This is a genomic window from Ciceribacter sp. L1K23 (assembly GCF_018122705.1).
Taxonomy (GTDB): domain Bacteria; phylum Pseudomonadota; class Alphaproteobacteria; order Rhizobiales; family Rhizobiaceae; genus Allorhizobium.
Map to the genome: position 1 here is coordinate 740,268 of NZ_JAGRRC010000001.1, position 21,323 is coordinate 761,590.

The 21,323-nt window shown below is 61.5% G+C and carries 20 protein-coding genes and 1 tRNA gene; 14 read left to right on the forward strand and 7 right to left on the reverse strand.

The annotated features are described in order from the left end of the window. Positions 1 to 36: 36 nt before the first annotated feature. Complete coding sequence (locus tag J5J10_RS03370) at positions 37 to 1,215, reverse strand: FAD-binding oxidoreductase (protein WP_211928838.1); 1,179 nt, start codon at positions 1,213 to 1,215, stop codon at positions 37 to 39. Here J5J10_RS03370 and mnmD point away from each other — a divergent pair. After that, on the forward strand, positions 1,214 to 1,945 hold the full coding sequence (gene mnmD / locus J5J10_RS03375; protein WP_211928839.1) for a tRNA (5-methylaminomethyl-2-thiouridine)(34)-methyltransferase MnmD: 732 nt from the start codon (positions 1,214 to 1,216) through the stop codon (positions 1,943 to 1,945). The genes J5J10_RS03370 and mnmD overlap by 2 nt on opposite strands. On the opposite strand, the gene J5J10_RS03380 is transcribed toward mnmD, so the two are convergent. Then, on the reverse strand, positions 1,934 to 5,932 hold the full coding sequence (locus J5J10_RS03380; protein WP_211928840.1) for a PAS-domain containing protein: 3,999 nt from the start codon (positions 5,930 to 5,932) through the stop codon (positions 1,934 to 1,936). The two genes, mnmD and J5J10_RS03380, sit on opposite strands and share 12 nt — an antisense overlap. Positions 5,933 to 6,146: 214 nt before the next feature. Between J5J10_RS03380 and J5J10_RS03385 the strand changes: the two genes are divergently transcribed. Further along, positions 6,147 to 7,730, forward strand: a complete 1,584-nt coding sequence (locus J5J10_RS03385) for a trimethylamine methyltransferase family protein (RefSeq protein WP_211928841.1) — start codon at positions 6,147 to 6,149, stop codon at positions 7,728 to 7,730. A gap of 3 nt (positions 7,731 to 7,733) precedes the next feature. Here J5J10_RS03385 and J5J10_RS03390 read toward each other — a convergent pair whose 3' ends face one another. Next, positions 7,734 to 8,411 carry a YafY family protein gene (locus J5J10_RS03390; RefSeq protein ID WP_211928842.1) on the reverse strand — a complete coding sequence of 226 codons (678 nt, stop codon included), beginning with the start codon at positions 8,409 to 8,411 and terminating at the stop codon, positions 7,734 to 7,736. Between the two features lie 85 nt (positions 8,412 to 8,496). Between J5J10_RS03390 and J5J10_RS03395 the strand changes: the two genes are divergently transcribed. Genes J5J10_RS03395 through J5J10_RS03405 form a run of 3 tightly spaced genes read left to right on the forward strand, consistent with a single transcriptional unit; the run spans position 8,497 to position 10,208 of the window. After that, positions 8,497 to 8,796 (forward strand): hypothetical protein, encoded by a 300-nt coding sequence (locus J5J10_RS03395; RefSeq protein ID WP_211928843.1) that lies wholly within the window; start codon positions 8,497 to 8,499, stop codon positions 8,794 to 8,796. Between the two features lie 3 nt (positions 8,797 to 8,799). Continuing rightward, complete coding sequence (locus J5J10_RS03400) at positions 8,800 to 9,903, forward strand: DNA alkylation repair protein (RefSeq protein ID WP_211928844.1); 1,104 nt, start codon at positions 8,800 to 8,802, stop codon at positions 9,901 to 9,903. 2 nt (positions 9,904 to 9,905) lie between these two features. Continuing rightward, positions 9,906 to 10,208: a DUF1905 domain-containing protein gene (locus J5J10_RS03405; RefSeq protein WP_349252034.1), complete on the forward strand. Its 303-nt coding sequence runs from the start codon at positions 9,906 to 9,908 to the stop codon at positions 10,206 to 10,208. A 16-nt stretch (positions 10,209 to 10,224) separates the two neighbouring features. On the opposite strand, the gene J5J10_RS03410 is transcribed toward J5J10_RS03405, so the two are convergent. Together J5J10_RS03410 and J5J10_RS03415 are read right to left on the reverse strand one after the other, a co-directional pair. Further along, complete coding sequence (locus tag J5J10_RS03410) at positions 10,225 to 10,776, reverse strand: cytochrome b/b6 domain-containing protein (RefSeq protein ID WP_249116818.1); 552 nt, start codon at positions 10,774 to 10,776, stop codon at positions 10,225 to 10,227. A 20-nt stretch (positions 10,777 to 10,796) separates the two neighbouring features. Then, on the reverse strand, positions 10,797 to 11,069 hold the full coding sequence (locus J5J10_RS03415) for a PepSY domain-containing protein (protein WP_208552052.1): 273 nt from the start codon (positions 11,067 to 11,069) through the stop codon (positions 10,797 to 10,799). A 134-nt stretch (positions 11,070 to 11,203) separates the two neighbouring features. Here J5J10_RS03415 and J5J10_RS03420 point away from each other — a divergent pair, with 134 nt between their 5' ends. The 4 genes from J5J10_RS03420 to J5J10_RS03435 all read left to right on the forward strand — a co-directional run bounded on the left by J5J10_RS03420 (position 11,204) and on the right by J5J10_RS03435 (position 15,293). After that, a complete protein-coding gene (locus tag J5J10_RS03420; RefSeq protein WP_211928846.1) occupies positions 11,204 to 11,554 on the forward strand; it encodes a PepSY domain-containing protein in 351 nt (116 codons plus the stop codon). Next, on the forward strand, positions 11,554 to 12,219 hold the full coding sequence (locus J5J10_RS03425; RefSeq protein ID WP_208552058.1) for a response regulator transcription factor: 666 nt from the start codon (positions 11,554 to 11,556) through the stop codon (positions 12,217 to 12,219). The genes J5J10_RS03420 and J5J10_RS03425 overlap by 1 nt, the downstream gene beginning before the upstream one ends. Continuing rightward, positions 12,216 to 13,568 (forward strand): HAMP domain-containing sensor histidine kinase, encoded by a 1,353-nt coding sequence (locus J5J10_RS03430; protein ID WP_211928847.1) that lies wholly within the window; start codon positions 12,216 to 12,218, stop codon positions 13,566 to 13,568. Before J5J10_RS03425 ends, J5J10_RS03430 begins: the two co-directional genes overlap by 4 nt. 297 nt (positions 13,569 to 13,865) lie before the next feature. Next, on the forward strand, positions 13,866 to 15,293 hold the full coding sequence (locus J5J10_RS03435; RefSeq protein ID WP_211928848.1) for a DEAD/DEAH box helicase: 1,428 nt from the start codon (positions 13,866 to 13,868) through the stop codon (positions 15,291 to 15,293). A gap of 55 nt (positions 15,294 to 15,348) precedes the next feature. Here the strand turns inward: J5J10_RS03435 and J5J10_RS03440 are convergent, their stop codons facing one another. Beyond that, entirely contained in the window at positions 15,349 to 16,227 is an 879-nt protein-coding gene (locus tag J5J10_RS03440) for a DMT family transporter (protein ID WP_211928849.1), read from the reverse strand. A 380-nt stretch (positions 16,228 to 16,607) separates the two neighbouring features. On the opposite strand from J5J10_RS03440, the gene J5J10_RS03445 reads away from it, so the two are divergent. The 4 genes from J5J10_RS03445 (at position 16,608) to J5J10_RS03460 (ending at position 20,393) form a co-directional block, all read left to right on the forward strand. Continuing rightward, the gene (locus J5J10_RS03445; RefSeq protein WP_208552068.1) at positions 16,608 to 18,017 is read left to right on the forward strand and encodes a circularly permuted type 2 ATP-grasp protein; all 1,410 of its coding nucleotides are present in this window, start codon (positions 16,608 to 16,610) and stop codon (positions 18,015 to 18,017) included. A 10-nt stretch (positions 18,018 to 18,027) separates the two neighbouring features. Then, the gene (locus J5J10_RS03450; protein ID WP_211931123.1) at positions 18,028 to 18,969 is read left to right on the forward strand and encodes an alpha-E domain-containing protein; all 942 of its coding nucleotides are present in this window, start codon (positions 18,028 to 18,030) and stop codon (positions 18,967 to 18,969) included. 15 nt (positions 18,970 to 18,984) lie between these two features. Continuing rightward, positions 18,985 to 19,812, forward strand: coding sequence for a transglutaminase family protein (locus J5J10_RS03455; RefSeq protein ID WP_211928850.1), 828 nt, complete (start codon positions 18,985 to 18,987; stop codon positions 19,810 to 19,812). Between the two features lie 65 nt (positions 19,813 to 19,877). Next, positions 19,878 to 20,393, forward strand: a complete 516-nt coding sequence (locus J5J10_RS03460; protein ID WP_211928851.1) for a hypothetical protein — start codon at positions 19,878 to 19,880, stop codon at positions 20,391 to 20,393. On the opposite strand, the gene J5J10_RS03465 is transcribed toward J5J10_RS03460, so the two are convergent. Then, on the reverse strand, positions 20,384 to 20,845 hold the full coding sequence (locus J5J10_RS03465; RefSeq protein WP_246745855.1) for a MarR family transcriptional regulator: 462 nt from the start codon (positions 20,843 to 20,845) through the stop codon (positions 20,384 to 20,386). The two genes, J5J10_RS03460 and J5J10_RS03465, sit on opposite strands and share 10 nt — an antisense overlap. 291 nt (positions 20,846 to 21,136) lie before the next feature. Here J5J10_RS03465 and J5J10_RS03470 point away from each other — a divergent pair. Beyond that, a tRNA-Arg gene (locus J5J10_RS03470) sits at positions 21,137 to 21,213 on the forward strand. Positions 21,214 to 21,323: the final 110 nt, after the last annotated feature.

A 21,323-nucleotide genomic window follows, 5' to 3' on the forward strand; every position in this document is an offset into this window, starting at 1 on the left:
TGCGTAACAGTTTGACGACGCGTAGGTTCGGCAATTTCACGTTTTGCGTGAACAGAGGTCGAGATGGCTTTCGAAGCGGAAGCTTTCGGGAACGGCAAAGGCCTTTCCCTCCACCGCATCAAGCGCCGCATCCGCAAGCTTGTGGGCGAGGCCGAAGGACACCTTGAAGCCGCCCGTCAGGGCTACAATCCGGGGCTGTTCGGGATCCGGGCCGATCATGGGATCACGTCCGATCGCCTTTGGCCTCAGGCCCGCCCAACGCTCGACGACGATCCCGTCAGTAAGGACAGGCGCCAGTTGCCGTGCCGAGGCGATCAGCGCGTCGAGCTGTTCGTCCGTCGACAGCGGATCGCCAAAACTGTTTTCGCTGGTGGAGCCGATCGCAACGGTGCCGTCGTCATGCGGCACGATGTAGAGCCCGTCGAGATAGAGCAGCGGCCAGTCCGGATCGATATCAGCCTTGATCAGCGCCGCCTGCCCCTTCACCGGCTGGCCCAACGGTTTCTCAAGACCTCGCCCCGCGCCCAGAAGCGGGAACGATCTGTGGCCTGCCGCAACGATCACGTGACCGAAGGACAGGCGCTTCCCATCGGTCAGTTCGGCGAACCCGGCCACAGGGTCGAGTTTCTCAAGGCCGATATCCTCCCGAACCGAAACGGATGCCTCGCGTCCGATGGCCGAAACCAGCATTACCGCCAGGCGTCGGGGCGAAACGCGGGCAGCGAAGGTGTCGTGGACGATCCCCGCCTTGGTAAAGCCGGCGTCGGGCCAGCCGGCAATGTCGCCCGCGTCCCTGACAGCCCATTCGAAGCTCCGACTCGTCTTCCGCCACCTGTCCTTCGCATCGAGTTCATACCGCAGGGCGATCGGACGGAGGTGATCCTTTGGGAGAGGGATCAGACGGCCGCAGCGCCGATAGCCGGCTGCGAGCCCGGTCTCCGCCTCGAGACGCACAACCTCGTCTTCCAGCTGAAGAAGAGCATCGAACTGGAACTGCTTCTTTTCATTCCACTTATCCGGCGTGTGCGACATCAGCGCACCGAGCAGACCGCCGCTGGCACCACCGGCCAGGCTACCCTCGTCGATCAGGAGCGTCTTCAATCCCCGTCGTCCCGCCTTCAGCGTCGCCCACAGCCCCATGATGCCGCCGCCGACAACGAGCAGGTCGACGGACGATTGACCGCCCGGCGGCTTCGCTCTATCGGCTGAGTCCATGACAGTATCCAATCCCGATCCGGAAGACGGAAGCGACGGCGAGGCCCTCACCTGGCACGACGGCGATATGCCCTATTCGACCGCCTTTGGCGATCATTTTTATTGCCGCAGCGACGGACGTCTCGAATGCAGCCACGTCTTCCTCACCGGCAACGGCCTACCGGCTCGCTGGCAGAAAGACGGCACGTTCCGCATCGGCGAACTCGGCTTCGGCACCGGCCTCAACATGTGCGAGACGTGGCGGCAGTGGAAGCAGACGCGCCGGACAGGCGGCCTTCTGCACTTCATGTCCTTCGAACTTTATCCGATGCGGGCCGCCGACATCGACCGTGCGCTCTCCCGCTGGAGCGAGATAGACGAGGAGCGGCTCAGGCTGGTGTCACAGTGGCCGGACCGGCCCGAGGGCATCATCGACATTCAAATTGACGACCAGACGACGCTGACCGTGACCTGCGGCGAAGCCCTGGATGGCGTGAGCGTCACCGATTTTCCCTTCGACGCCTGGTATCTCGACGGCTTCGCACCGTCGCGCAATGGCGCAATGTGGAGTGAGGAGATCATGCGTGCGCTCTTCGACCGCACCGTACCCGGCGGAACCTTCGCGACCTACGCCGCCGCCGGCTTCGTCAGGCGCAATCTTGTTTCGGCAGGCTTCGCTGTTGAGCGCTGGCCAGGCTTCGCCGGCAAGCGGGAAATGCTAAGGGGCGAAAAGCCCGCCTCAGCCGCCTGACCGCTGCGGAATACTGTCAGCCGGTCCGCTGATCCACTGAGCAATCTTTCCGCCAAGCAGTTCGGGACTGATCGGCTTTGACAGGTAGTCATCCATGCCGGCGGCTAGGCAGGCGTCCCTGTCCGCGTCCATGGCATGCGCGGTGACTGCTATGATGGGGATGTGATCCGCCCCTCCCGCTGCCCGTTCGCGCTCGCGAATCGCCCGCGTCGCCTCCAGCCCATTCATGACAGGCATGGAGACGTCCATGAGGATAAGTCGAGGCTGCAATCGCGCCGACGCTTCGATGGCCTCCCGACCGTTTCCAACGATGTGGAACTGCATCCCGAGGCTTTCCAGCACCTGCGTGAAGACGATCTGGTTTACCTCGTTGTCCTCCGCAACGAGGATATCGATGCTTGCAAGTTGAGTTGCAACGGGTGCCGGGACCCTTTCCAAGAGCGCCGTTTCGGGCACCCCGTGGGTCGGTGTAGCCGCTCGCTGTCCAACATCCCCCGCACCGCGCCGCCGCGACCGGACCGCCTCGATGATGGCGCCTCGCAGAACATTGGCACGAGCCGGTTTCATCAGATGAGCCTGCACGTCGAGCGACGCGAAAACCTGTTCATCACCGCCCATGTCCATCGACGTGAGAAACACCATGGCAACCGGATCGAAGCGGCGGTCAGCCCGCACGCGTCTGGCGAAATCGATGCCGTTCACATCGGGCATGTGATAGTCGACGATCAGCGCGTCGACGTTTACTCCCGCCTGGAAGGCGGCATCGAGTATCGCAAGTGCGGTCGCCGCGTCTTCCGCGACCGCACCGTCGAAACCCCATTGTTGCAGCTGTTCTGCCAGGATCTGGCGATTGACGGGGTTGTCGTCGATGACAAGGACGCGCGCGCCTTCGACGTTGACGGGCAACTGCGTCTGGCGCCTGCGTTCACCGGCAACCGCGAGCGGCAGATGGACGGTGAACACCGAGCCCATCCCGGCTTCGCTCTCCACTTCGATCACGCCGCCGAACAGCTGGACTAGGCCGGCGGTTATGGCGAGCCCCAGGCCTGTGCCTTCGTGACGGCGGGTAGACGAAGAGTCGACCTGCGAGAACTTCTCGAAAATCGCCTTCAGCTTTTCCTGCGGGATGCCGATGCCGGTGTCCGAAATCCGCAACGTTACCATCAACTCGCCGGACGGCATCGGCTCGCCCGAGAGCTCGATCAGCACATGGCCCCGCTCTGTGAACTTGATGGCATTGCCGAGCAGATTGGTGACGATCTGCCGGAACCGTCCGGGATCGCCGACCACCAGATGCCGGAGGGTCGCCTCGGCCCGGATGATCAGTTCGAGATCCTTTTCGGCCGCGGCGGCCGACAGCAATGTCGCCACGTCTTCGATCGCCTCCACCGGATCGAACGGCGCCTTGCGCAGCGTTAACTGTCCCGCATCGATCTTGGAGAAATCGAGGATGTCATTGATGATCGTGAGCAGCGCATTGCCGGATTTGACGATGATGTCGACGAAGGTCTTCTGGCGTGCATCGAGAATGGACTTCTGCAGGAGTTCCGCCATGCCGAGCACACCGTTCATCGGCGTACGGATTTCATGGCTCATATTGGCCAGGAACTCCGACTTGGCGCGATCGGCCGCCTCCGCGCGTTCGAGCAGGGTCGTCAGTTCCTGTTCGCGCTGCTTGATCTCCGTGATGTCGCTGAGCACCACCATCCAGTGACCGCGGCGGCTGACCGTCGCCTCCATCTGAACCCATGTGCGGCGGTCGATAAGGAAAGTGGCGGAAAAACCCTGACCGTCCTCCACCTTGTGTTGCCAATCCCGCAGCAGGGCCATCGGATCATCACCGAAATCCCCCCGCTTGGCGCAGTGGGCGAAACTGACGTGCCAGCTCTGACCTGGCTCGAGGCTCACCGCAGGGACATCGAGAATGATATGCGCGGCCTCGTTGCTCTGGACGATGACACCGTCTTCAATGACCAGAAGCCCCTGCGACATGACGCGGATCGCATCGCGCATCTGTTGGCCGATACGCTCCAGCTCGGCCCGTGCCTCGCTGATTTCCCGCTCGCGGCGGCGGGCTTCCGAGATGTCCGCATAGGTCACCAGAACCCGCTGATCGGTCAGACGCTTGGAGGTGATGACCACCTGACGGTCATCCATGACCATTTCGCGCTGATGATCTCCGTCAAGCGCCTGCAACTGCTCCATGCGCCAACGAACGTCAGAATCGAAATCCTCTTCCTCGGTCCAGCGCCAGCCACGATCGTAGTTGACCTTTGCGTAGGTGGGGAAATCGAGCCCGATCAGTTGCTGGTCGCCTGGCCAGTTCCAGATGTCATAGACCCGCTGGTTGGCGTATTCGATACTGAGTTCGCTATCGAGGATGAGGACGCCGATCGGCATCGAGCGCATGATGCCTTCGAGGTAGACGTTGAGATTCTCCGCCTTGGCCTGCGCGGCCTCGAGCTGCCGCTCGCGCAGCTTGAGCGCCGAAACGTCGGTCACAGAGCCGACGACGTAGCGTTGCCCCGCCGACGTAACGATGCGACCAAGACGCGTGATCGAGGTGATATCCCGCCCCTCGAATTCGAAGGTCTCTGTCTTCTCGATCGCCTCCCCTTCAAGCACGCGCGCGTTTTCCCGAGTGAACTGCTCGGCCCGCTCCGGGTACATGTCGTATTCGGTAAGTCCGATGATCCGTTGACGATCGCCGCCATGCATCCGCTCGTAAGCGAGGTTGGCGAAAACAAGCCTGTGCTCCTCGTCGCGCACGAAGACCGGAACCGGTACCTGCTCGATGGCGGAGCGATAGAGCTGGCTTTCCTCCTCGCGCTGACGCAACACCGTGATGTCCGAATAGGTGATCATGTAGCGGCCGGTGCCCAGACGCTTGCTGGAGACCGCCAGCGCCCGCCCGTTCGGTATCAGCCATTGCCAGACAGGCGGCTCCTCGATCTGCTTGAACTGCTGGATGCGCGACTGGTAGATGTCATCCGCCGGAGGCGCATCCTCGCCATAAAAGCCGCGCCGATGATTGTAGGCGACGAAGTCGCGATAGGACCAACCCGCCACCTTCACAGGTTCGGATACGGGCCACATTCCATAGAAAGTGTCGTTGACGTATTCGATCCGGAAATCGGCGTCGAGAATCAACACGCCCACCGGCAGCAGCCTCAAAAGCAGTTCGAGGCGCGCATGCAGTTCCAGCGCCTCCTGCTGCGCGGCGATGCACTGGGCTTCGCGCTCTTTCAGCGCCGAGACGTCGGAAAGGCTGCCCAGCAGATAGTGGCGGCCGTCGACACCGCTGAGCCGGGTGCGCCGGGAGATGACCGGCACGCGACGATCCGGCGCGCCGAACATCTCCTCGACCTCGATCGACTCGCCGGTTTCAAGCACCCGGCGGTTTTCACGATGCAAAACCTCGCCGGCGGGGCCAAAACTTTCAAGTTCCGTCTTGCCGATCAACGCATCGGCGGAAAGACCGGAAATCTCGCGATAGGCCCGATTGGCGAGGATCATCCGGTTCGCGTCGTCGCGCATGAACATCGGCGACGGCAGTTCCTCGATCATCGCCGCCAGGGTCGCGATTTCGCCGGCGTCGTTGACGGATGGCAGCAAGGGACGGGAACCGCCTACGAATGGCAAGGTCTCAAAGAAAGCAAAGAGGTATGGAAGGTCGTCTTCGGTCAGGAAACGCTCGACCTTCAGCGCGTGACGCTCGTGACCGGCGGGATCGTAACAGAGCGCGGTCGCCTCCTCGCCGAAAACCAGGACACGCCGCTCGCGATCTTCCCGTTCGTGCTCTTCAGGCCGCGACAGAAGTTCGCTGCTCATGCGACCGATGAACTCTGCGGAAGGACGGCCATAGAAGCGCGCATAAGCATCGTTCACCGCGACATGGCGCAGTTCGCAATCCTTGATGCATGCGGGAACGGCGAGATCTGCGATCTTCGCACTGGCACGCCCCAGCAATCCGCCCCTGACCGTCAAAAAACGATTCCTTCCGCTTCACGCAGCGCAATATCTAAACACGTTTATCCGCTTTGGGATAACCAAGGGCTGTACCACCCGAGAGCTTTACCCAGGCATCGTCCCGGCAATGAAATTCGCGACACGCCAACCCCTTTCCCTGTCGCATTTGGCCACTGATTTGTCGCAGCAACTCTGCCAGAATCGACGCGTCCAACATAGCCACGGTGAAACGATGCGCGAGACTGCCACCACTGCCTTGCCCGAGACTGAAACTGCCGGATCGGGCGAACGCCGCCGCCGGGGAGGCGGGCGCGGCGGAGATCGGGTCCGCACCGGTTCGGCGCGGAGCTATCTCAACATCGTCAACACGCTGAAGCCGACTGAACTGCTCTCCGAAGAGGCCCTGGACGCAATCCACGACACCTCGCTGACGGTGCTTGAGGAAGTCGGCATGGACATCATGCTGCCGGAAGCCCGCCGGCGCATGAAGGCGGCCGGCGCCGATGTCCGGGAAGGCGAGGAACGGGTTCGCTTCGACCGTGGCCTTATCATGGAGCTCATCGCCTCGGTTCCGCGGCAGTTCACGCTGCACGCCCGCAATCCGCTGCGCAATGTCGCGATCGGTGGCAACAATCTCGTTTTCGCCCAGATCGCCTCGGCACCGTTCGTCGGAGACCGCGAAGGCGGCCGTCGGGCCGGCAACCAGGAGGATTTCCGCAAGTTGGTGAAACTCGCGCAGAGCTACGACGTGATCCACCTCACAGGCGGCTACCCGGTCGAGCCGATCGACATCCATGCGTCTGTGCGCCATCTCGACTGCCTGTCGGATCTTGCCAAGCTGACCGACAAGGCTTTCCACGTCTACTCCCTCGGCCAGCAACGCAATCTTGACGGCCTGGAGATCGCACGCATCGCTCGTGGCATCAGCGCCGAACAGATGGAGCGCGAGCCCTCGCTCTTCACCGTCATCAACTCGTCCTCGCCTCTGCGCCTCGATGGCCCGATGCTGCAGGGCATTATCGAGATGTCCTCGCGCAACCAGGTGGTCATCATGACGCCGTTCACGCTGGCGGGTGCCATGGCGCCGGTCACGATCGCCGGTGCGCTCGTCCAGCAGAATGCGGAGGCGCTCTGCGGTATTGCCTTCACACAGATGGTGCGCAAGGGCGCGCCTGTGCTCTACGGCGGCTTCACCTCCAACGTCGACATGAAGACCGGCGCCCCCGCCTTCGGCACGCCGGAATACATGAAGGCTGTGATCGCCGGCGGACAGCTCGCCCGCCGCTACGGCTTCCCCTACCGCACCTCGAACACCAATGCCGCCAACACGCTCGACGCGCAGTCCGCCTACGAGTCGGCGATGTCGCTCTGGGCGGTGACGCAGGGCGGCGGCAATTTCGTGATGCATGCGGCCGGCTGGACCGAGGGCGGCCTCACGGCTTCGTTCGAGAAGTTCATCCTCGACGTCGACATGCTGCAGATGGTGTCGGAATTCCTGAAGCCGCTCGATGTTTCGCCGGATGCACTGGCGCTCGACGCAGTCCGCGAAGTCGGTCCCGGCGGCCACTATTTCGGAACCGCCCATACGCTTGCGCGCTATGAAACCGCCTTCTACTCCCCGATCTTGTCCGACTGGCGCAACTTCGAGACCTGGACGGAAGCCGGCAGGCCGACGACCTACGACCACGCCAACCGCATCTTCAAGGAAACTTTGGCCCGCTACGAGCGTCCGCCGATCGATCCGGCGATAGAGGAGGAACTCGACGCCTTCGTTGCAAGACGCAAGGCCGAAGGCGGGGTGGCGACGGATTTCTGACTCTCAGACGAGTTGCTTAATGTAGGCCTGATAGGTCTGGTGCGGCGCCGCCTCGAAGCGGTCGGTCAGAACCTTCCAGTCCTCCACGCGGTCAAGCCGGAAGTCGCGAAATCCATTGCGCATCTCGCACCAGGCGGTCATCACCCAGATCGTCCCGAAAGCGGCCAGCCCAAGCGGCCAGACGACCCGCTGACTGCGCTCGCCGGGAAGCGAGTGATAAGCGATCCAGACCTTCCGTTTGCCTGAGAGCGCCGTTCTGACGTCGCCCAAACTGTCCGGCACCTCCGGCTGCGCCGAGGAGCGGAAAGCCCGGATTGGGGCGGTGACGAGCCTTTCCGCGTGCTCAACCGGTAGCATGCCAAGCATCTTTTCCTTGGCTTCCCTCGCCGCCTGCCCGAGACGCGGATCGCCCAGCATCTCGACTGCCCGCAAGCCGAAAGCCAGCGCCTCCAGCTGCTCGAACGTGAAGGTAAGCGGTGGCGCGTCGAACGCCTCGCGCAGGAGATAGCCGACACCGCGCTCGCCCTCGATCGGCGCGCCTGACGCCATAAGGTGCTCCATGTCGCGATAGACGGTGCGGGGCGCGACTTCCATCTTCTCCGCGATCTCGGCAGCCGTCATGGCCCGGCCGGTCGCGCGCAAAAGCTGGATAATACGGAACAGGCGATCGGCGGGGCGCATTTGCAACTCCGTGAAGTCTATGGCCACAAGGCTGTCAGTTGCGCTGTGCTACGTCAAGCCGGCACACCAGCAACAGGAGAACCCGATGCACGACACCAAAATCCTCGAAATCGCCATTTGCGCCGTTGCCGACATAGCTATGGCCGAACACGCACGTCTCACGGCGATGGAATCGGTACGCCACTATCCCGGTTTCATATCATGGCGGGCGACGAGCGCCCATGGTAATGAAGACATGGTGGCCGATATCGTCGAATGGGAAAACATCGACGCCGCCCGTGCCGCCGCCGAAAAGGTGCAGACGGACCCGGCCTTCATCCCTTACATGAAGCAGATCACTACCGTCGCCGTGATGCAGCACGTCGACACGAAGAACATCGTCTGAGCCATGCCGGAACCGCTGAAAAACCTGATCTCCGCCACCACCGCCCGCGACACGGCGGACGCCTTGTCGCGGGCATGGCCGGACTTCGACCGGGATGCCTTTCTCGAACTGGTGCTGCCGACGTTAAACGAACTGGAGCTGATGCAGCGCAGCCAGTCGATCAGTGCAGCCATGCAAAGCTGCCTGCCCGACGACTTCGAGGCCGCGGCCGATCTTATGGAAAAGTGCCTTCCATCTTCGGGAGGTTCTTTGTCGGGCTGGGCCTTACTGGCCTTCAACCAGTACATTGCGGCTCGAGGGCTTGGACATCTCGAACGTTCGCTCGACCTGCTAAAAGCACTGACGCCGCATTTCACCGCCGAATTCGGAATACGCCCCTTCATCCATGCGGAACAGGTGCGTGCCCTGGAGATCATTTCCGGCTGGACGAGAGACCCGAACCACCATGTGCGCCGTCTTGCGAGCGAAGGCACACGCCCTCGCCTTCCCTGGGCCATGCGGCTACCGGAACTTGTGAGGGACCCGACCCCGATCTTGCCCATTTTGGAGGCGATGCTCGATGATCCCGAGGACTACGTTCGCCGCTCCGTCGCCAATAGCCTCAACGATATCGCCAAGGATCATCCCGACACCGTCGCCGATTTCGTCGAGCGTCACCGGGAGGACGCCTCACCGGAGCGGATGTGGATGCTGAAACACGCGTCGAGAACGCTGATCAAGAAGGGCCATGCCAAGGCGCTAGCGAATTTCGGCTACGAGGCAATCTCAGACATCGTAGCCACCCTGACCGTTGCAACGGACACAGTCGCCTTTCCAGGCGAACTCGCATTCGCCGTTTCGCTGACGAACTCCGGCGACAAGCGGCGCACCGTGATGATGGACTACGTCCTGCACCATCAGAAAAAGGGCGGTTCGCTGACGCCCAAGGTGTTCAAGGGGAAAAGCTTGTCGATCGCCTCAGGGGAAACGGTCGTGATCGAAAAGCGACATGCCTTCCGACCGATCACCACCCGGACGTATTATCCCGGCCGGCACCGGCTGGAAATTCTGGCCAATGGTGGAATCGTGGCTGGCGCTGATTTCGAACTGATCCTCGGGGATGAGTGACGGTGACGGGCGAACAACACGAAATCAGTTTCGAGGCGACGGTCGAGAAGTTCGAGGGTCCGGGCGGCTGGCATGCCGTCTATCTACCGGAGGATGCCGCAGCCGAAGCCCGCTTCTTCGGTCGCCCAAATGCGCTTGGCGCCATATCCGTGTTCGCCCGCATCGGTAAAACCGAGGTTCGAACCTCGCTGTTCCCTGACAAACGGCGTGGCAGCTTGATGTTGCCCCTTAAGGCAAAGCTGCGCCAGCGCGAATCCGTTCACGAGGGCGACCGCATCACGGTCGTCCTCGTGCTGGCCGGCTGAGTGGGATTGTGCATGGTCAGTGGCGGCGCTTCCAGCCTGTGATCATCGAGCGGACGAGGTTTTCCCGGTGCTCGATGCTGGCGAAAATCACACCTCCGACATGCAGTGCGATCAGGACGAGCGTCGAATAGACGAGCGTCTTGTGCGTATCCTCGACCCATTCGATGCCCCAATAGGCGTCTGTCGTCATCATGTAGCCGGTCGTGACGATGCCCGATACCATCAACAAAAGGGCGATCACCATGACGCCGCCCGCCGGATTGTGCCCGACATACCGCTTCGCGCGCATCGCAACGGAGTCAGCCAGGAAACGCGCCACGGTCACCGGCGAGTAGACGAAGCTGGAAAACCGCGCATGTTCGCTGCCAATGACGCCCCAGAGGAGCCGAACGCAGATCAGCGCCGCGATAATGTAGCCAGAGATGATATGGGCCGACTTCCATTCGTCTCCGGTGAGGAAGGAGAATGCAAAAAAGCCCACGAGCGACCAGTGGAACAGGCGGACGAGTGGATCCCAGACCTTCACCAGGTCCGGCCGCGCGATGCGGCCGGAGGCGGTGCCGGGCATGTCTTGCTCGGCGTTGACCATCAGTCGTCTCCCTCGGAGCCGATTTGCTCGCCGGTTTCCGGGTTGAAGATCGCCTCGACCTTCTTGCCGTCCTTGATGCCATAGACTTCGTAGCAACCGTCTTCGACCTTGACCTGGCGCACGTCGTAGCCGAGTTCGACCGCCTTGGCCTTCATGGCGTCCTCGGTCATCCACTTGTCCTTCGGCACGTTGCATTCGTGATTTTCGCTGGCGCGGGCGATACCGGCAGCAGCGGACAGCGTCATAAGCGAAAGGATGATCAGCTTCTTCATCGGATAAAGTCCTTTTGAAACGACGAGGCGGGATTGCTCTCGACCGTTGGCGAAACAATTAGCTGACCGCTGCTGAGCGATGGCTGACGGTGAATGTCAGCGAATTTTCAGTTTCGCGGTGCTATGGTCAGGCCATGATCCGCACGCGCAGAGAGTTTCTGATCCGATCCGTCGCGCTGGTCGGCGCACTGGCGTCGACCGGCATCGCCGTCGCTGATGATGACGACCGCGACCACGACCACGACGAGGATGATCGGCAAAGGGACAGGCTCCGCGAAAAGGTTGCTCGCGGAGAAGTGAAGTCGCTGGCAGAGCTCAGACGGATCGTCGCAAACCGCGTCGAAGGAAAGATTGTCGACACGCAGTTCGACCTGGAAGATGATCGCGCTGTCTATGAGTTTCGGGTCCTGAGAAGCGACGGCCGGCTGGTGGAGGTCGAGGTCGACGCCGCGACCGGTTCGATTTTGGAGATTGAGAACGACTGATGCGCATTCTCCTGGTCGAGGACGACCCCCGCATCGCGAGAGACACGATCGCGCATCTGGAACGCGCAGGCTTCGTTGTCGTCCACGAAACAGACGGTGAGGCAGGCTGGTTTACGGGTGACGAGGAAGAATTCGCGGCTGTCGTTCTGGACCTTGGCCTGCCCGGAATGGACGGCCTGTCGGTCCTGAAGCGTTGGCGCGCCGCCGGACGGCAAACACCGGTGCTGATCCTGACCGCCAGGGGCAACTGGCAGGAACGCGTCGAAGGCATCGACGCCGGCGCTGACGACTATCTGACAAAACCTTTCCAGATGGCGGAGCTTCTGGCGCGTCTGAGAGCGATTATCCGCCGCAGCTCGGGACAGGCCAATCCGGTTCTCCAGTTCGGCGACCTCGCGGTCGACACCCGCAACAAGACCGTAACCGTCGGCGGATTGCCTGTCGACCTGACACCGCTGGAATACCGCTGCCTCAGCCATCTGGCCCTCAACGCAAATCGCCACGTATCGCAAGCGGAACTGACCGAGCAATTATATGCTCAGGATTTCGAGCGTGACAGCAACTCCATCGAGGTCCTGGTCGGTCGTCTCCGCCGCAAGCTCGGAAAGGACGTGATCGCGACCCGGCGCGGTTACGGCTACAGGCTGGGGGGCGCCGCGCCTTGAGCAGGTCCATTCGCGGCAGGTTTCTGCTGGTCTCGCTAGTCACCGTGGTTCTGGCCCTTTCGCTTGCGGGAATCGCATTCGTGGAGCTCTTCACCCGCACCTTCGAAAAGCGGATCGACGAGGAGCTGGCCGATCACGGCACCAATATCGCCGGCGGCATCCGGTTTTCTGCCGAAGGCAGTCTCACGTTGCCGGACCGCCCCGTCGATGCGCGCTTCAACGAGCCCTACGGGGGTCTCTACTGGCAGATCGTCGACGACCGGACGTCCGAACAGCTCCGCTCCCCATCCCTCTGGGACTATACCCTTCCCCTACCCGCGGACAGCCACGAAACCGGAGAGGTCCATAGATACCATCTGGAAGGCCCCGAACAATCGACCGTGCTCGTTCAGGAGCGGAAAGTTATCGTTGCCGCGCCAGACGGGCAGCATCCGGTGCGTATCGCCGTTGGCATAGATGTCGCAGCGGTTGCGAAGGCGCGTTCATCGTTCGCGACCGATCTCTTTCCCTATATGGTGGCCTTGGCAGCCTTCCTGATTGCCGCTTCGCTGGTGCAGCTCATCATCGGTCTGCGCCCCCTCTCTTCGGTGAGCGAAGGGCTGAACCGCGTGCGGGAACGACGGGCGGAGCGCCTGACCGGACAGTATCCGGCAGAACTTCAGGAAGTCGTCGGTGCCGTCAACAGCCTGCTCGACGCCCAGCAACTGATTATCGACAAGGCACGCAGCCGGGCAGCGGATCTTGCGCACGGGCTGAAAACCCCGCTGACCATTCTCTCCAATGATGCCGCTACCCTGCACGACAAGGGCGAGACACAGATCGCCGACGAACTGGCACATCTCGCCGATGTCATGCGGGCCCACGTCGATCACGAACTGACCCGCAGCCGCATTGCCGCCAATGCCGGTCTGCGGCGTTCCGATGCGTCGCCAGCGCGCTGCATCGACAACATTATCAGAACGTTGAAACGCTCGCCGCAGGGAGAAACCCTATCCTGGATCGCCCGTGTACCGGACGACCTGACAGTGCCGGTCGACCCCAACGATCTTCAGGAAATGCTTGGCAATGTGCTTGAGAATGCGATGAAGTGGGCCCGACACGAGATCATCGTGGAGGCGGAAACGGATGATCGCGCACCACGCCTGCGTATCTTGGACGATGGTCCGGGCGTTCCGCCGGAGCAGATCGATGCGATCATGCACCGGGGCGTCCGGCTGGACATGCAGACGCCGGGAAGCGGGATTGGCCTTTCGATCGTCCGGGAAATCGGCGAAATCTACGGGATCGGTGTCGCCATTGAAAATCGCAAAACCGGCGGGCTGTCAGTGACTTTGACCTTTGGCGCGTGATTGAACGCTACCCATCGTTTTGCCGCACTGCGAAGAATAACTTGACTTTCGGCAGCAAACGGCCCATTTGCAAATCAGCTTTCCCTTTCCGGCCGCCGCGTGAGCGCGCCCTGCGACAGTAAGAGACGCGAAGAAGGGCAAGCGCGCAGCGAATGCGGGCCTCGCGAATGTTGGCCGGACGCGCTGGAAAGCTTTTTCAACACAAGTTCCCAATTCACGCGGGGTTCTTGACGCCATCAGGCAGTCGGAACGCGAAGCTGCGTGCGCCGATTTATGCCTGTGGCGCCCCCGAAAGGCATGACTTTGACCAATTTCGACCAGCTTGGCCTATCCAAGAACACTCTGAAGACCCTCGTTCAGCTCGGCTATACCGCCCCCACCCCCATCCAGGCCCAGGCCATTCCCGTCCTTCTTGAAGGCCGCGACCTGATCGGTCTTGCCCAGACCGGCACCGGCAAGACGGCCGCCTTCGGCCTGCCGATCATCGAAATGCTGATGAAGAGCGAAGACCGGCCGCAGTCGCGTTCGACCCGTGTCCTCATCCTTGCTCCGACCCGCGAACTGGTAAACCAGATCGGCGACAACCTGCGGGCCTTCGGCCGCAAGTTCCCGCTGAAGATCACACAGGTCGTCGGCGGCGCCTCGATCAATAAGCAGCAGCAGCAGCTTCTCGGCGGCACCGATATCCTCGTCGCCACGCCCGGCCGTCTGATCGACCTGATCGAGCGCAACGCCGTAACCCTGCGCAACGTCACGCACCTGGTGCTCGACGAAGCCGACCAGATGCTCGACCTCGGTTTCATCCACGCCTTGCGCAAGATTTCGAAGATGGTGCCGGCACGCCGCCAGACAATGCTGTTTTCGGCCACGATGCCGAAGCAGATCGCCGATCTCGCCGGCAGCTTCCTTACCAATCCGGCAAAGGTCGAAGTAACACCTCCGGGCCGTACCGCCGACAAGATCGAGCAATACGTGCATTTCGCCCGTGGACAGCAGCACAAGACGGATCTCTTGAAGGAGCAATTGACGGCGAACCCGGACGGCCGTTCCATCGTCTTCCTGCGCACCAAGCACGGCGCGGAAAAGCTGATGAAACACCTGGAGCTCACCGGTTACTCGGTCGCATCCATCCACGGCAACAAGAGCCAGAACCAGCGCGAGAAGGCCTTGAAAGGCTTCCGTGACGGCGAGATCAAGACGCTGATCGCCACCGACGTCGCCGCGCGCGGCATCGATATCCCGGCCGTCAGCCATGTCTACAATTTCGACCTTCCGGAAGTTCCGGACGCTTATGTCCACCGTATCGGCCGCACCGCACGCGCCGGCCGCGATGGCATCGCGATCGCTTTCTGCGGTCCCGACGAAGGTCAGCTGCTGCGCGACATCGAACGCCTGATCGGCATCGAAATCGCTGTTGCCGGCGGCGAGGCTCCGGCCAAGATGGAACGTCCGGTCCGCAACAATGGCGGCGGCCGTCGCGGCAATGGCGGCGGCGGTAACCGCAACCATTCCGGCGGAGCGAAGGATGCGCGCAAGCCGGCTTCGGGCGGCGGCAACCGCCAGGCCGGCGAAGGCAAGCGCGCCGATGGCGCCAAGCCGTCCGGCCCCCGTCGTGAGCACCGCAATGATGGTGCTCGTCCAGCGGGTCAGCGCCGTCGTGGCGGTCGCGGCAAGGGCGGCCCTGCCGGCGAGGCTGCTGCCGGCGGGCGCCGCGGCGAAGCCTGATATAGCGAGATATTGATCATGAACAAATGGGGCGCAGGGGCGCAATGCGCCCTTTTTACCTTCGCAGGGCCGGATTTCTGTTCGTCAGATAAACACCCGTCACCGCGATCGCCGTGCCGATCATCATCGGCAGCGTCAACTCCTCGCCAAAGACGAGCGCCGCCTCCAGTGCGGCAAGCGGTGGCACCAGGTAGATGAGGGACGCGGCCTTGGCCACATCGCCGCGGCGGATCAGGTAGAGCAGAAGCAGGATCGCGCCCATGGAGATGCCGATCACGGCCCAGCCGAGCGTCGCGACAAGCCCGAGGCTCCAGCCGATATGCATGTCCTCGAACAAAAACGCCATCGGCAGCGTCACCGCGAAGGCACCGACATATTGCAGCGTCGCGACCGCCCGGATGTCGCCCTCCTTCAGATAACGCTTCTGGTAGATCGTGCCGTAGCTGACAAAACCCATGCCGATCACGTTCACTGCTATCGCGAAAGCCGGAATGGCGGAGGCATCGACGGCAAAGACCTTCGGCAAAACCGCGAGCGAAATCCCGACGAAACCGAGGCCTAGGCCGAGCTTCTGGATGAGCGTCAGCCGCTCCCCGATGAGATAGGGCGCGGCGAGCGCTGTCATCAATGGCTGCAGGCCGGCGATGATGCCGGAAATCGCGGCCGGCACGCCTTGGCCGATCGCCCACCACACCGCCCCGAGATAGAAGCCGTGAAGGAAGAAACCGGAGACAATCGCGTGCAGGATCGTCTCCCGGCTGCGCGGCCAGATAACGCCCGTAAAGCGGCAGAGCAGGAAGAAAAGCGCCGCGGCCACCACATAGCGGAGGGCGAGGAAGGTGAGCGGATCGGCGAACTGGTCGGCAAACTTCGCCACGACCCAACCGGTCGACCAAAGGAAAACGAAGAGAACGGGGGCAAGGCGGGCAAGCAAGGGAGAAACTCCGGCACGACGGGGCAGAGGATCGGATGGCGCGCCCCGTTAAAGGCGTTAGAGACCTCCTGCCCGATCGTCAAAGGACTTTTGCTGATCGCTGCCGTGAATTCATTTGACGAAACATGCGTGCATCAGACGCGTCTAAAATTTAAGCAGTTTTCGCCGAGTTGTTTCAGAAATAGGCGAATAATGATGGAGCCAGCCATCTTTATTCAGAACACCTCACCCGCCAGGCCGTTTCCTCTGCCAAAATGCCGGGCTTCTGACGATCTTTTGCGCCGGCGCATAATGATGCGAATGTTCCTCGTGAACTGTGCACGCTTCTTGCATTGTGATGAACGTTGTACTCAAATGATAAGAAAAGGGGGACGGCGCCATTGGCATTCGATGAAATGTTGACCGCGGAGAACTCACCGCGGGACCCTTACAAGGCCTATTTCGATTGGTATTCCGGGCAGGACCCAGCTCACCTCCTTGCCAAATCCCGTGACGCGGAAAACATCTTCCGGAAGACGGGCATCACCTTCGCGGTCTACGGACACGCCGACAGTTCCGAAAAACTGATCCCCTTCGACATCATCCCCCGCATCATCTCAGGCCGCGAATGGCGCAAGCTCGCTCAAGGAATCGAACAGCGGGTGCTCGCGCTCAATGCCTTTCTCGATGACATCTACCACAAGCAGGAGATCATCAAGGCCGGCCGCATCCCGCGCGAACTGATCGAGAAGAACGACGCCTTCCTTCCTGAAATGATTGGTTTCCGGCCACCGGGCGGCGTCTACACCCACATCGTCGGCACCGACATCGTCCGCACGGGAGAGAACGAGTTCTACGTGCTGGAAGACAACGCCCGCACACCCTCGGGCGTGTCATACATGCTGGAAAACCGCGAAACCATGATGCAGATGTTTCCGGAGCTCTTCCAACTGAACAAAGTGCAGCGCGTCGAGGACTATCCCTACCTGCTGCGCCAGTCGCTTGCCTCGCTCGCCCCGCCCGGCTGCAAGGGCAAACCCCGTGTCGCTGTCCTCACGCCGGGCATCTACAATTCCGCATACTACGAACACTCGTTTCTCGCCGACATGATGGGCGTGGAACTGGTGGAAGGCTCCGACCTCAGGGTCGTTGACGGCAAGGTGAAGATGCGCACGACCCGCGGTTACGAGCCGATCGATGTGCTCTATCGCCGCGTCGATGACGACTTCCTCGACCCCCTGACCTTCCGTCCGGATTCCGCTCTCGGAATTCCCGGCATCATGGATGTCTACCGCGCCGGCCACATCACGATCGCCAACGCCCCCGGCACCGGCATTTCAGACGACAAGGCGATCTACAGCTACATGCCGGAAATCGTCCAGTTCTACACCGGTCGCAAGGCGATCCTCGAAAACGTGCCGACCTGGCGTTGCTCGGAAGCCGACAGCCTGAAATACGTGCTCGAACATCTGGAAGAACTCGTTGTGAAGGAAGTGCACGGCTCGGGTGGCTACGGCATGCTCGTCGGACCGACGGCCACGAAAAAGGAGCGTGCCGCCTTTGCCGAGAAGCTGAGGGCGAAACCCGGCAACTACATCGCACAGCCGACGCTCTCGCTCTCAACGGTGCCGATCTTCGTCAACAAAGGCATTGCGCCGCGTCACGTCGATCTTCGTCCCTATGTTCTCGTTTCCGACCAAGTCCGCATTATTCCCGGCGGCCTCACCCGCGTTGCGCTCAAACAGGGCTCCCTCGTCGTCAACTCCTCCCAAGGCGGCGGCACGAAGGATACCTGGGTGCTGGAGGACTGAGGCCATGGTGATGCTTGGAAGAACTGCAAACGGCCTCTACTGGATGTTCCGCTATATCGAACGGGCCGAAAACATAGCACGCCTGGTGGACGCCGGCCTCCGGATGTCGCTGACACGGTCCACCGCCGCCGATGACGATTGGGACGGCGTGCTGCAAAGTGCCGGCGTGCGCGAGAGCTTTTGCGACGCCACAGGCAAGGTCCCGGCGGCAGACGCCATCGACTACATGATGCGCGACCGCTCCAACCCCTCGAGCGTGCTGTCCTGCATTGAATCGGGTCGCAACAATGCCCGCATGGTTCGCACGGCGCTGACGCGGGAAACCTGGGAAGCGACCAATGAATGCTGGATCGAACTCAAACAGGTGCTCGGCCGCAAGCTGAAATCGGCTGACCTGCCGGAGGTGATCGATACCATCAAGCGCCGGGCGGGCCTGATCCGTGGCGCCTTCCATGGGTCCATGCTGCGCAACGAGATATACAACTTTGCTCGCATCGGCACCTTCATCGAGCGCGCTGACAACACCAGCCGCATCCTGGACGTCAAGTATTACGTCCTCCTGCCTGCCATCACCCACGTCGGCAGTTCGATCGATAACATGCAGTGGGAATCTATCCTGCGCTCGGTCTCGGCCCACCGCTCCTATCGCTGGGTCTACGATGGCGAATACCGGCCGGCCAACATCGCCGATTTCCTGATCCTCAACGGGCAGATGCCACGTTCTCTGGCCTATTCCTACGAGAAGATCGTTTCGAATCTCGGGTACATCGCCAAGGGATACGGGGAGCGCCTCGCCGCCCACGACACGGCCGATTCCATCCGCAAAATGTTACAGTCGACCACAATCGAGGCGATCATGGATCAGGGCCTCCACGAATTCCTTGAGGATTTCGTGACACGAAACAATCGGCTGGGCGCGGAAATCAGCGACGGCTACCGCTTCTACATCTGAGGCAGAGGGTAAATCATGCGTCTCAAGATCACCCACACCTCGGAATACCGTTACGACACCCCGGTCAGCTATTCGCTGCAGCGTCTCCGCCTGACGCCCTGCTCCGGTCCCGTGCAGAACGTCATCAGCTGGACCATCGTCGTCGATGGCGCAAACGTGGAAGCCGGCTTCAACGACCAGTTCGGCAATCACGTCCATCTGGTGTCGACCGAGGGTGATACCCATACGGTCAATATCGTGGCGAGCGGCGAGGTGGAAACCCATGACAAGGCGGGTGTTTTCGGCCCTCACCAGGGCTACGTGCCGCTCTGGCTTTATCTGCGCGATACGCCGCGAACGAAGGCGGGCAAACTTGTCCGCGAGCTCGTTCGCGCCCTGCCCCAGGACAACGATCTGGCCCGTATGCATGCGCTGATGAAGGCCGTGAGCGAGGCCGTATCCTACATTCCCGGCACCACGGGAACGGAAACCACCGCCGAACAGGCGCTGGAAGCGGGCTCCGGCGTTTGCCAGGATCATGCGCACGTGATGATCGCCGTCGCCCGAGCACTCGCCATACCGGCACGTTATGTCTCCGGCTACCTGCTGACGACCGGCACGCACGACCAGCCAGCCAGCCATGCCTGGGCGGAGATGTATCTCCAGGGACTGGGCTGGGTCGGCTTCGACGCGGCTAACAACCTATGCCCTGACGACCGTTACGTGCGGCTGGCCACCGGTCTGTCCTATGCGGATGCCGCACCGATATCGGGCATGCGGATCGGCCGGGCGGGCGACGAAGACCTTTCGGTGTCGGTCGTGGTCGAGGCAACCGGCCAAAGCCAGAGCCAGTCGCAGAGCTGATGTCTGTTGCTGCGCAAGCCTGACACCATGTTGCCGCGCTGAAATGACTGCGAGAGGATCGCGCCATGTTGTTCGGAAAATCGCTGTTTCAGTCCGTTGTCGACCGGCTATCGGCGGAGCGGCCGCCGGAGCTTGAAACGGAAGATATTGCCCCGAGGCGACGAGGCCGCGGGTCGGGCGTTTCCGCAAGCTTTCTTGCCACAGCTCCGCAGGTTGAGGATGAGGCGGAAGAACATCTTCTTCATCACAATCCCTATCAGGATGCGATTGTCGCAGGCGAGAGACCCGCCGCCGCCGTCGAGATTTCCGACACACCACCACCCATGCCGCCCCATCTGAGGCGGATCACCGAAAAGGAAGTGAGGGAGGATTTGGGCATCAGTCCAGGCGACGACGCCGCCAGGCTCACCGTCTTGCGGCGCGAATTCGCCCGCCTAAACCATCCAGACCGGGTTCCCACGCGCTACCGCACACAGGCAACGGTGCGCATGATGCTGGCCAATGCTCTGATCGACGACGCGCTGCGGCAGATCCCGCCCTCCGCGACGGCTTACACCGCCGCGCGGCGTCGTCAGTCGTAGAGTTTCAACAGATACTCGTTGAGGCGGTCGCGCGCCTCGCGTCCGCCGAGACGAGCGATGATGCGCTCCTCGTGGTCGCGCAGGATCGGCTGGATCTCGTCGAGATAGTCGAGCCCGCCCGGCGTGATGTAGAGCGACTGGACGCGTCTGTCCGTTTCCGACTTGCGCCGCTCCGCCAGGCCCTTCTGCTCCAGGCCGTCGACGATCGCCACGAAATTGGCGCGCTGGATACCCAAAGCCTCGGCCACTTCGCTCTGTTTGAGCCCCGGATTCTTGGAGAGCAGCAGCAGAACGGCAAAGTCCGCAGGCCGCAGTCCCTTTGCGGCGAATGCTTCGTTGAAGTCCTGGTAAACAACGAGTTGGGCACGACGGAGACGATAGCCGACAAACTCGGCCATGGCTGAAAAATCAATTTTCGCGCCAGACGATTCTATGATTTCGTTTTCAAACATGATTCAATCTTCTTGTTCCCCCATCCGTGCGATCGACCGCCCCTTCGGTATCCCACCAAATGCAGCAGCGAGCCTACAGGACGGCGCTGCCAGAACAAGCCGCCAGCGCAACATTTGTTCAAAAAAAAACAACTTAAATAGGGGAAATTGGAATGAGAATCCGCGTTTTGGCACCTGCATCCCACTGAGCGGCGGCTGCAACGCATACTTCGGGTAACCAATGGATTTTTGCCGTTGAAGCCGGCTCCGGTCTGCGCTATGAACCCCTCGCGGCTACAAATCGCCGCCAGCGCACCCGTAGCTCAGCTGGATAGAGTGTTGGATTCCGATTCCAAAGGTCACAGGTTCGAATCCTGTCGGGTGCGCCAAATCTTAAAATGTCCATACCGAAGACATAGGTAACATCGTGTACCTAAGACATGGGTGACAACCTCGTGCCGAACGGGTTGTCGATGGTTTGCAAAGTCCTCTGCTCCAG

Excerpts from the sequence above, each read along its gene's own strand:
- mnmD (WP_211928839.1), top strand. The coding sequence starts at position 1,214 with ATGACAGTATCCAATCCCGATCCGGAAGACGGAAGCGACGGCGAGGCC.
- J5J10_RS03370 (WP_211928838.1), bottom strand. The coding sequence starts at position 1,215 with ATGGACTCAGCCGATAGAGCGAAGCCGCCGGGCGGTCAATCGTCCGTC.
- J5J10_RS03385 (WP_211928841.1), top strand. The coding sequence starts at position 6,147 with ATGCGCGAGACTGCCACCACTGCCTTGCCCGAGACTGAAACTGCCGGA.
- J5J10_RS03390 (WP_211928842.1), bottom strand. The coding sequence starts at position 8,411 with ATGCGCCCCGCCGATCGCCTGTTCCGTATTATCCAGCTTTTGCGCGCG.
- J5J10_RS03395 (WP_211928843.1), top strand. The coding sequence starts at position 8,497 with ATGCACGACACCAAAATCCTCGAAATCGCCATTTGCGCCGTTGCCGAC.
- J5J10_RS03400 (WP_211928844.1), top strand. The coding sequence starts at position 8,800 with ATGCCGGAACCGCTGAAAAACCTGATCTCCGCCACCACCGCCCGCGAC.
- J5J10_RS03410 (WP_249116818.1), bottom strand. The coding sequence starts at position 10,776 with ATGCCCGGCACCGCCTCCGGCCGCATCGCGCGGCCGGACCTGGTGAAG.
- J5J10_RS03415 (WP_208552052.1), bottom strand. The coding sequence starts at position 11,069 with ATGAAGAAGCTGATCATCCTTTCGCTTATGACGCTGTCCGCTGCTGCC.
- J5J10_RS03420 (WP_211928846.1), top strand. The coding sequence starts at position 11,204 with ATGATCCGCACGCGCAGAGAGTTTCTGATCCGATCCGTCGCGCTGGTC.
- J5J10_RS03425 (WP_208552058.1), top strand. The coding sequence starts at position 11,554 with ATGCGCATTCTCCTGGTCGAGGACGACCCCCGCATCGCGAGAGACACG.
- J5J10_RS03435 (WP_211928848.1), top strand. The coding sequence starts at position 13,866 with ATGACTTTGACCAATTTCGACCAGCTTGGCCTATCCAAGAACACTCTG.
- J5J10_RS03450 (WP_211931123.1), top strand. The coding sequence starts at position 18,028 with ATGCTTGGAAGAACTGCAAACGGCCTCTACTGGATGTTCCGCTATATC.
- J5J10_RS03455 (WP_211928850.1), top strand. The coding sequence starts at position 18,985 with ATGCGTCTCAAGATCACCCACACCTCGGAATACCGTTACGACACCCCG.
- J5J10_RS03460 (WP_211928851.1), top strand. The coding sequence starts at position 19,878 with ATGTTGTTCGGAAAATCGCTGTTTCAGTCCGTTGTCGACCGGCTATCG.
- J5J10_RS03465 (WP_246745855.1), bottom strand. The coding sequence starts at position 20,845 with ATGTTTGAAAACGAAATCATAGAATCGTCTGGCGCGAAAATTGATTTT.